Genomic DNA, 10000 nt, shown 5'->3' on the forward strand with positions numbered 1-10000 from the left:
ACAGTGTTTTACCACGACTATCAGGGCGTACGTTTTATTGTGCTCAATTCCACTGCCGCAGTGGAAGATGAAGCGCAAGCAAAACTACAGGCTGACTGGTTAAAGCAGATACTGTCGAATAACCCAAATCGCTGGACTATTGCTATCTATCATCACCCAATGTTTTCGGTGTCTTTAGGGCGGGATAACCCACGACTGCGTCAGTACTGGCAGCCTTTATTTGACCAGTACAAGGTCGATCTGGTGCTGCAGGGCCATGATCATGTGTATGGCCGCTATCAACCGGATGGTAAAGGCCCTGTCTATATGGTGTCTGTTGCCGGGCCCAAAATGTATCTGGTGTCAAAACAGGCCCGGGCTCAAATGGCTCAGGTCGGTGAAGATACTCAGTTGTTTCAGCAGCTTGATATCAGCGAAAACCAGCTCAAAGTAAAAGCCATGACAGTGACTGGTCGCTTATACGACAGCTTCACCTTAAAGCGTCAGAGCGATGGTTCGAACCTGTTGCAGCAACAATTTAAAGCCAAAGTGGCCAACTGCAGCAATAAGACCATTGCAGACAATAAATGCTGGCAAGGCACAGAATTCAGCGCTGCAGAGAGCGCCGGGGAGAAAAAATGAAATACTCTATAATTCCAACTTTAGTTACGGCAGCTTTGCTGCTGTCCTGTCAGGCGCAAAGCCAACACAGCGTTGCAGTTGACCCGGCTGCAGCTGTGTATGCAGAGCTCATTACCACAGTGGGGCAGTTTCAAAGTTCAGCTAACGCCTTAGTCTGGCAAGATGGCAAAGGGGCTGTGATCCAACAATGGCCTGGTGTATTTCGCCGTTTAAAAGCTTTGCCTCAAACCGATGGCTCCGTGCTATTGGCTGCTATTGAAACGGAAAGCAATCAGCTGCACTGGTGGCAACTGCAAGGCAAAACAGTACAGCGTTCTGGCAAGCAGTTGGTCAGCCAACTGGTGGTGGACGATTTATGCTGGTATCAAAGTGCACAAAACAAACAACTCAGCCTGTTTTTAATAGGCGACAGAGGTTTGGGGGAGCAGTGGTTACTGGCACAGGATGCAAAATTTTTAGCCGCACCTTTGTCTATCCGTAACTTAAATCTGCCGACTGATGCCACGGCCTGTGCTGTGGATCAGCAAAAGGGCACTTTGTATTTGGCTGAAGGGGCGACGGCGCTTTGGTCTTATAACGCCGAAGTGGAAGCGGATGAAAGCCGCACGCTGATTGATGTTCAGGCGCCTTTTGGCAAATTAACGGGTGAAGTCAAAGCGCTGGAGTTCACGTCAGATCACACGTTACTGGCCCTCCAGGAAGAGCCTGCGCTGCTGCAAAGTTATCAAACTCAAGGTGATGCCTTGGTATGGCAACAGAGTAAAGCTATCACAACACTGGAGACAGCTGAGCAGTTAGGCCTGTCTGCTGGTCTCTTGTCTGTGGTCAGTGAAGATGGTCAGCATCTGCAATTAAAAGACAAAGCCTATCAAGCGCAAGCTGCTGTGTTACCTGAGTCAGTCACTTTGCCGATGCAGCAGCTGAGTCCAACCCTGGAGACTGCCGCTGTTAGCTACAGAGGCGACGCCATAGACGACCCCGCGGTGTGGCAGGATGCGAAAAATTCTGATAACAGCCGTATTTTAGTCACAGACAAAAGAGCTGGTGTGGCCGTTTACTCTATGAAAGGCGAACAGCTACAGTTTTTAACTGTGGGGCGGGTAAATAATATCGACCTGCGTTACGGCCTTGAGTATCAGGGGAAAAAACAGGATATAGCTGCAGCAACCTTAAGAGCCGATAACTCGGTGCAGCTATTTGCCATAGATGCACAAGGGCAAGTGAAAACAGCCTTGAAGTTTGCCACGCCTTTTACTGACATTTATGGCTTGTGTTTGTATCAATCAAAACGCAGCGGCCAGACTTATGTTTTTGCCAATGACAAAGATGGCACAGTGTTGCAGTACCAGATCAGTTCGAATGGCCAGAACTGGAGTGCTAAAGAAGTACGTCGTTTAAAAGTGCCAAGCCAGCCTGAAGGTTGTGTGGCAGACGATCAAAATGACCTGCTGTTTTTGGGTGAAGAAGATGTAGGGATTTGGCGTTTTGCGGCTGATGCTAAAGCGGATACCAAAGGCGAACTGGTAATTAAAGCCGATGGCGATGTGCTGGTGGCTGATGTCGAGGGCTTAGCTTTGTTACCTGGAAAAGCTGGAAAGCCATCCTATTTATTGGCATCCAGTCAGGGTAACGACAGCTATGTGTTGTTTCAGGCTTCAGCGCCTTACAAAGCAGTTGCCCGCTTTCGTATTCGTTTAAATGCAGAGCTCGGTATAGATGGCAGCTCAGAGACCGATGGCCTTGAGCTGACCACTTTGTCGCTGGGTAAAGGTTTTGAGCAAGGAGCGGTGATAGTGCAGGATGGCCGTAACCGAATGCCAGAACAAGGACAGAACCTGAAGCTGGTGCCTTTGCAGCAGATGCTGAACTTAATTCCGTCAGACTAAATTTTTGCCAAGCGCAGAAAAAAGGCCGGTGCTAAAATGAAGCACCGGCCTTTTCACACGTCCTGCCAAATTAAAATAAACACAAACAGATCAAAATTAACATTTACCCTTTTTCGCTTGCCCTGGTGGGCAATGTTTGCCGTGTCCCTGACCCTCGACTATTACGCCAGGCACTATCACTTTAGGCGGTTCAACTGTGACGCTGGGGCCTCTGACCGCACAAGCTGTTAAAGCTGACATCGAGCTAACAACAATAGCCACAACCAGATAGTTTCGCATTAGTTTACCTTTTTTCAGATCTAATTCGTTCAGCTTAGAATGACTTTGCCATATTGTACAACCGGGCTTTCACGTTGGATCAGTGATGATAATGTCGGTTATGTTTTTTGTGGCTTTTATGGTAGTGCCTGTCCTGATAATAATGGCGTTCTTCCACGACCACGATCGCAGGTCTGGGTTCAACTATCACAGCCGGGCCATAATAAACCGGAGGTTCAACCCACACCGTAGGGCCACGCACTGCACAACCTGTCAAAGTCAGCAGCGCGGCGATAGTTGTGGTCATCAACAATGCTTTTTTCATCATAAGCTCCGTCTGTTAATCTGACAGGTAGTAGTCGACTGTCGCTACCACTCTGACTTTTTTGATATAAGGGGTATTGCTGTCACGGTCAGTAATGCTGAACTGACCCTGACTTGCTGTCTTAATTTTTCCCAGTTTACTGTCAGAATCTGCGGCAAATTTGGCTGCTACTTCACGGGCATTTTGAGTCGCTTCTGCAATCATGTCGGGTTTCAGTTCATTTAAACCGCTGAAAATAAACTCTGGTTTACTGTCGTAATCCTGGCCAGCTATGGCAATACCGGTTTTACTCAGCTCCAGTAACTTGGCCATGGCCTGATGCACTAAATCTACGTTGCTGCTGTAGACTGTGACGGTAGAGCTGGCTGTGTAACGCATCTGATTGGCGTTAGGGTCGTAGTAGCCAGCCTGACGATCGACAATCTGTGGCAGAGCCACGGTAATTTCTTTTTGACTAAAGCCCTGCAACTTTAAAAACGCCTGAATTTGCTCGTTTTTACGCTCGACGTTTGCCACCAGAGTGGTCAGATTATTGTCGACGTCGTTAAATTTGATTGGCCAGATCACAGTGTCTGCAGCCACATCACGCTCGGACAGGCCTTTCACCTGAACTACACGTTCCATAGACCTGAATTCAATCAGGCCTTTAGCTAAGATGGCGCTACCTGCGACCAGACCTGCGGCTAGTATTGCGGCAGCAACCCATGAACGGGACTGTTGCATAAAAACTCCTTAGATTTAATTAAGTTCAGTGTATGCAGATCAGCTGAATGGCTGATTAATGCTTTGAGTTCTTTGGGATTGGCAACAAAACAAACTGGTGCCTTTGCATCTGGCCCTTTATGATGGATGCCCAGACTTCTATTTAAGACGATTTTTTTATGCAAATTGAACAGAGTAAAGTCAGCTTAATGACGCCAACAGGGCCTATGTTGGTGTATCAATATCAGCCGCTGGCCGCAGCCACTGCGGGAAAAACTTATCCGGCTATATTGTTTTATTCAGAAATTTTCCAGCAAACAGCACCTATAGCCCGTAGTGCCGCCATTCTGGCCAGCCATGGTTTTGTGGTGCTGGTGCCTGAGATCTTCCATGAGCTGAATCCATTAGGCACAGTGCTGGCTTATGATGATGCCGGCAAAGACAAAGGCAATCAGGACAAATGGACTAAACCGCTGGAAAGTTACGACGCGGATAATCAGGCGATGTTGGATTATCTAAAGACCTTGCATTATGTCCGGCCTGAAGTGGGGGCTATGGGGGTTTGTATTGGTGGCCATCTGGCATTTCGTGCTGCATTGAATCCGGCGATTAAAGCGGCCTATTGTCTTTACGCAACGGACTTGCACAGCGACACTTTACCTTGTGGCGAAGGCCAGCAGACTTTAAGCCGTGCCGCTGATATTCAGGGCGAACTGGTGATGGTCTGGGGAAAACAGGACCCACATGTATCTGAGGAAGGACGGCAGAAAGTGTATCAACAACTGACGGCAGCCAAAGTACGTTTTAGCTGGTATGAATACAATGCTCAACATGCCTTTATGCGGGACGAAGGGGATCGTTACGATGCTGCATTAGCACTGCAAAATTACCAGCAGGCGGTTGCTTTGTTCCGTCAGATGTAGCTGTTTCACTGGCTTTGCTGACGGGTTAGGCCGTAAAATGGCGGCCTTACTAGCAAAGTATTTGAGTGCAGTTGGCAGACGATGAATTGTGTTGAATTTTTAGCCGGACGTTGTAATTCCTGTAGCCAACTGTCCGTGCCTTATTCAGATCAACTGGCGAAGAAACAGCAACAACTGGCTGATTTAATGGCGCCTTTTACAGAAGCGCAGTTATTGCCTGCAGTCGCAAGCCGTGAAGAGGGCTTTCGCACTAAAGCCAAAATGGTGGTGTCCGGCACCAAAGAACAGCCGGTGTTGGGCATACTGAATGGCCAGACCCCTGTCGATTTATCGGCTTGCCCTTTGTATCCAGACGCTTTTGCATCTGCTTTTGCTCTGATCAAAAGTTTTATTCAACGTGCGACCTTAACTCCTTATCAGCTCGAACAAAAGCAAGGTGAGCTAAAGCTTATTTTACTCAGTCAAAGTCAGCATTCAGGTCGTTTTATGTTGCGCTTTGTGCTGCGTTCGAAGAATTGTCTGGCCTCTGTACAAAAACATTTGCCCTGGTTACATCAGCAATGGCCAGAGTTAGAGGTTTGTTCTGTGAATATTCAGCCTGTGCATATGGCCATACTGGAAGGGCCGGAAGAAATTGTGCTGACACCACAAGAGGTTTTAAGGGAGGAATTTAATGGTATCCCGTTGTATTTAACTCCCCAGAGTTTTTTCCAGACCAATGCCTCTGTGGCAGCTGCTTTGTACGCTACAGCCAAAGAATGGGCTGAAGCTTTGCCTGTAGTGAAAATTTGGGATTTGTTCTGTGGTGTAGGAGGTTTTGGTTTACATCTGGCGGGCGCTGCACCACAACGCATGCTGACCGGTATTGAAATAGCGCCAAAGGCTATAGCCAGTGCAACCCGATCAGCCACTGAACTTGGACTGCAACAGGTCGATTTCAGAGCCTTAGATGCGGCTTCTTTTGCTTTGGCTCAGTTTGATGCACCTGATCTGCTGCTAGTGAATCCACCCAGAAGGGGCCTGGGTGCAGAGTTATGTCAGTCAATACTGGCGCTGCAACCTGGCTGGTTAATTTACTCCAGTTGTAACCCGGCCACTCTGGCTTCCGATTTAACCCTGCTGAGTGGGGATTACCAGCTGCTCAAAGTGCAGCTGTTTGATATGTTTCCTCATACTCAACATGCTGAAGTCCTTACTTTACTGAAAAGAAGTGGAAAGGGTTAAGTTATTCTGCAAGTTATATTTTTTCATTTGTCCTGTGCAATTTGGCTATCTACTGCTAAGTTTTTTATCAGTATTTTCATTTCCCTGATTTAGACCTTCCTCTGAGTTGTAGATTTGTTTTGAACCACTAAGGAGAGTGTTATCAATGCGCAAAAATTTACCTGTAACTGATAAGGAACGTACATTTCCGAAAGAGCAGCAGCTCATTTCTTCCACTGATATCAAAGGCACTATCGTGCATTGCAATGACGCTTTTGTATCTATCAGTGGCTTTAGCAGAGAAGAGTTGGTGGGCAAACCGCACAATATAGTGCGTCACCCTGACATGCCTGAAGCAGCTTTTAAAACTATGTGGAGCTATTTACAGCAGGGTAAACCCTGGATGGGATTGGTGAAGAACCGCTGTAAAAATGGCGATTACTATTGGGTAAACGCATACGTCACCCCGGTCACTGAGCATGGGCGTGTGGTTGGCTACGAGTCAGTGCGCACTGTGCCGGATAGGGCCCAGGTCGCTCATGCCGAACAACTCTATAAAGCTATAAATGCTGGTAAAACGACCAACAAAGCCGGGTCAGATGTGACTGCCGATCTGCGCTGGTCTTTGTTACCTGTTATCGCCGCCATTATCTCTGTGATTTTATGGTGGACTTTAGGCTCTGGTGCAGCAGCTGTTGCTTTTGCTTTGACGGCTGTGCTGGGTTACGGCACTGGCATTGTGCGGTATAAGCAATCACTTAATGGCTTACTTGAATTAATGCCAAAAGCTTTTACCGACCCGCTGGCTGTTGCGTCTTACGCCAGACATCAGGGCAGGCAAGGACAACTTGAGGTGGCTTTACTGGCAGAAAGTGCACATTTAAATACAGTGTTAACCAGGATTGAGGATGCATCAACTAAAGTGGCTGTGCTGTCAGAACAAGTACGGAAATTATCAGTTGATGCGGCCGACAGTATTCGTAAGCAGCAAATGCAAACCGAGCAGGTTGCTACTGCGATGAATGAAATGACTACTACTATAGCCGAAGTGTCGTCCCATGTGCAGGACACTGCGACTAAAGCCGATGATGCAGATACATTAGCGCGTTCAGGCTCTGCGGTGGCAGGGCAAACCCGCGGAGCCATGCAGCAGTTACAAAAAACCGTCAATGATATCAGCCAGTCAGTCGCCGACCTGGCTGAGCAAACTAATAAAATTGTTGGTGCAGCACAGATCATTGAGCAAATAGCAGAGCAAACTAATTTGTTGGCATTAAACGCGGCGATTGAGGCGGCCCGGGCGGGAGATCAAGGCAGAGGTTTTGCTGTGGTCGCTGATGAAGTGCGACAATTGGCTTCCAGAACTACCGCATCAACCAAAGAGATTTATGAGATTATTCAACAGCTCTCAACTAAAGCTAAAGCATCTGTTCTGGTTGCGGAAAATGGTCGTAAGGATGCTGAAATGGGCGTCGCTCAGGTTGCCGAAGCAGAAAAGGCGTTGGAAGGTATCAGTGTCGCAGTCAGCAGCATTGCAGCGATGGCGGGACAGATGGCTGCAGCGGTGGAAGAGCAGGCTCATGTAGCTGAAGATATCAACCAGCAGATTGTCAGCATTTCTGATTTGGCAACTAAATCACTTTGCCAGGGTACTGCAGTGAGCGAAAGTGGTAAAGATTTACAGAATACCTCTGAGCAGTTACATGAATTGGTGGAGCGTTTCCGTAAAGTTTAATTGTCCTGACAGACTAAAACCGAGGGGCCCGGTTTTAGTCTTCAAATACCGATATGGCCTGTAACTGTTTAAAGTCAGTAACACCAGACAAGACCTTTAAAATGCCGTCCTGCACCAAGGTACGCATCCCATCAGCCACGGCCTGATGCTGGATCTTCTCTATACTGGCTTTGTGATAAATCAATTGCCGCACTTTGGCTGTTACAGGCAATAGTTCATGCACACCAACCCGGCCTTTATAGCCGGTTTGTTCGCAAGCCACGCAGCCCTTGGCTTTGTAGAGAGTTAACGCAGTGTTTAACTCTAGCTCTGCCGCAAAAGCTTCACCATAATGCCGTTGAATAAAGTCCAGCTCCAGTGAGTCAGGTTGATAAGCTTCTTTGCATTTACTGCATAAAGTGCGCACCAGCCTTTGCGCCAGTATACCTATACAAGCATCGGCAAAATTAATAGGGTCTATGCCAATGTCTATCAGACGGGTAATAGTTTCCGGCGCTGAATTAGTGTGCAGAGTCGACAACACCAGATGTCCTGTTAATGAGGCTTCAATGCCTGCGTGAGCTGTTTCTTTGTCGCGCATTTCACCTATTAGAATGATATCGGGATCAGCCCTTAAAAAGGCCCGCAACGCGACCGCAAAAGTTAAACCGGACTTGTTGTTCATCTGCACTTGCTGCAAGCCAGGCTGGGTAATTTCAACCGGATCTTCAGCTGTCCATATTTTTTTATCCGCTGTATTTAATTTGCCCAAAATGGCATGCAAAGTTGTTGTTTTACCTGAACCTGTAGGACCGACGACGAGCAACACTCCGTGTGGATGTTTAATCATTTGCGACATCATGTGGTAGTTACGCGGGCTCAGTTGCAACTTATCAAAAGGTAGTGCTTCGCCACTGGCTAAAATCCGCATTACAACGCCCTCTCCAAACACAGTGGGCAAAGTCGCAACCCGGACCTCTATGATTTTATTCGCCAGCTTAACGCTGAATTTTCCGTCTTGGGGCAGACGCTTTTCTGCGATATCCAGACGCGCCATAATTTTAATACGGGAGACGACAGGGGGCATTAAAGCAGGCGGGATCTGGATTAGCTCCCTGCATTCGCCATCTATGCGCAAGCGCACTCTGCTTGAGCTTTTACCTTTACCGGATTCAATATGAATATCGGATGCATTCAGTCGCTGCGCGTCCATTAAAACCCGGTTTACCAGCTTGACCACCACAGGAGTTTCTTCTGAAATAGCCTCGTCTTCTTGCTGAAAGTTTTCCAGTGTCAGATCGTCATCTGCTTCGTTTAATAAATCTCCTAATTCAGTTAAGTTAGTGTCTTGCTGGCCTTTGATGTAGTGCTCTATATCGTCAGGTAACGCAACGTAAATATCATAACTAAGTAGCCCTGTGGCTCGCTCAACTTCCATCAACGTGTCGGCATGATTTGGATTAGTCAAAGCTATAACTACTTTGCCGGACAGATCTTCGAGGATGACCAAATGATTTTTCAGCAGATAAGAGCGATTTAGTTTGTTGTTTAGTGTATGCAACTGATACTTATCAGGCTCAAAGTTAATAAAACTGACCTGGTAAAAAGCTTCCAGCGATAACCCTAATTGCTCTTTACTGATTTTGTAATCGCCGGTGAGCTTAGCTACTTGAGCTGTAAAATCCTGAGGGGGGTGGTTTAACTGCTGTAACTGGCTGGCTGAAATCAGGTTACGATGCTGTAAGTAGTCAAAAGGTCCTCTGGTTGCCCCGAGTTCATAACGAAATTTCTGACCTAATAACTGAGCCAGTTGAGTTGCTTTATCACAATGATCCTGACTAAAAGCGCCAGAGGTTTTCGCATTAATCAGCTGGATGACGCCTAGCAATACATTTTGTTCTGTTATAGGTACTGCCAGTACGGAGCGGGTGCGAAAGCCTGATTTCTGATCAAACTGGCGGGCAAAATTCAGTTTTGGATGGATATTCTGTAATTCCTGCGCATCGTAAGCGTCTTTAATTAATACTGATTTTTTACTTAAAGCGACATAACCCGCTATGGATTGTGGGCCTATAGGTACGCGGATTTCGGTCAGTTCAGTGCCTGTTTTGAAACGGGAATAAATGTCCTGACTGTGATAACTGCGCTGATAAATGGTGATGCGCTCTGCATCAAAGAGTTGCAGAATTTGTGCTTCCAGTTCGGGAAATACATCCAAAAAACGCTCAGAGTTATGGATAGACTGAAACAGTTCTAACAATTTCTGATAAAACGCCATAAAGCCCCTGCGCCAGACTACCGTTCGTCAAAGAAGGAAAAACCAGTTGCAGTCAGTCTAGCATAGGGGATGATTTTTGCCCTGGGACAG

The 10000-nt window shown here is 47.1% G+C and carries 9 protein-coding genes; 5 read left to right on the forward strand and 4 right to left on the reverse strand.

What is annotated here, in order from left to right:
• Positions 1–621, forward strand: a 621-nt coding sequence (locus tag LDL40_RS00085; protein ID WP_300992401.1) for a metallophosphoesterase, incomplete at its 5' end; no start/stop codon positions are given.
• Complete coding sequence (locus tag LDL40_RS00090; RefSeq protein WP_300992403.1) at positions 618–2507, forward strand: phytase; 1890 nt, start codon at positions 618–620, stop codon at positions 2505–2507. The genes LDL40_RS00085 and LDL40_RS00090, both read left to right, overlap by 4 nt.
• Positions 2508–2603: 96 nt before the next feature.
• Here the strand turns inward: LDL40_RS00090 and LDL40_RS00095 are convergent, their stop codons facing one another.
• The 3 genes from LDL40_RS00095 to LDL40_RS00105 all read right to left on the reverse strand — a co-directional run bounded on the left by LDL40_RS00095 (position 2604) and on the right by LDL40_RS00105 (position 3813).
• On the reverse strand, positions 2604–2786 hold the full coding sequence (locus LDL40_RS00095) for a hypothetical protein (RefSeq protein WP_300992406.1): 183 nt from the start codon (positions 2784–2786) through the stop codon (positions 2604–2606).
• Between the two features lie 79 nt (positions 2787–2865).
• Complete coding sequence (locus tag LDL40_RS00100) at positions 2866–3090, reverse strand: hypothetical protein (RefSeq protein ID WP_300992408.1); 225 nt, start codon at positions 3088–3090, stop codon at positions 2866–2868.
• A gap of 15 nt (positions 3091–3105) precedes the next feature.
• Positions 3106–3813: an SIMPL domain-containing protein gene (locus tag LDL40_RS00105; protein WP_300992410.1), complete on the reverse strand. Its 708-nt coding sequence runs from the start codon at positions 3811–3813 to the stop codon at positions 3106–3108.
• Positions 3814–3971: 158 nt separating this feature from the next.
• On the opposite strand from LDL40_RS00105, the gene LDL40_RS00110 reads away from it, so the two are divergent.
• From LDL40_RS00110 to LDL40_RS00120, 3 genes are all read left to right on the forward strand, one after another.
• Complete coding sequence (locus LDL40_RS00110; protein ID WP_300992412.1) at positions 3972–4715, forward strand: dienelactone hydrolase family protein; 744 nt, start codon at positions 3972–3974, stop codon at positions 4713–4715.
• Between the two features lie 81 nt (positions 4716–4796).
• Positions 4797–5939, forward strand: coding sequence for a 23S rRNA (uracil(747)-C(5))-methyltransferase RlmC (gene rlmC, locus LDL40_RS00115; protein ID WP_300992414.1), 1143 nt, complete (start codon positions 4797–4799; stop codon positions 5937–5939).
• Between the two features lie 145 nt (positions 5940–6084).
• Complete coding sequence (locus tag LDL40_RS00120) at positions 6085–7653, forward strand: PAS domain-containing methyl-accepting chemotaxis protein (RefSeq protein ID WP_300992416.1); 1569 nt, start codon at positions 6085–6087, stop codon at positions 7651–7653.
• 34 nt (positions 7654–7687) lie between these two features.
• Here LDL40_RS00120 and LDL40_RS00125 read toward each other — a convergent pair whose 3' ends face one another.
• Positions 7688–9910, reverse strand: coding sequence for a GspE/PulE family protein (locus tag LDL40_RS00125; RefSeq protein ID WP_300992418.1), 2223 nt, complete (start codon positions 9908–9910; stop codon positions 7688–7690).
• Positions 9911–10000: the final 90 nt, after the last annotated feature.

Origin of the sequence: Rheinheimera sp. (assembly GCF_020217005.1) — a bacterium.
In the GTDB taxonomy this organism is placed as follows: Bacteria; Pseudomonadota; Gammaproteobacteria; order Enterobacterales; family Alteromonadaceae; genus Pararheinheimera.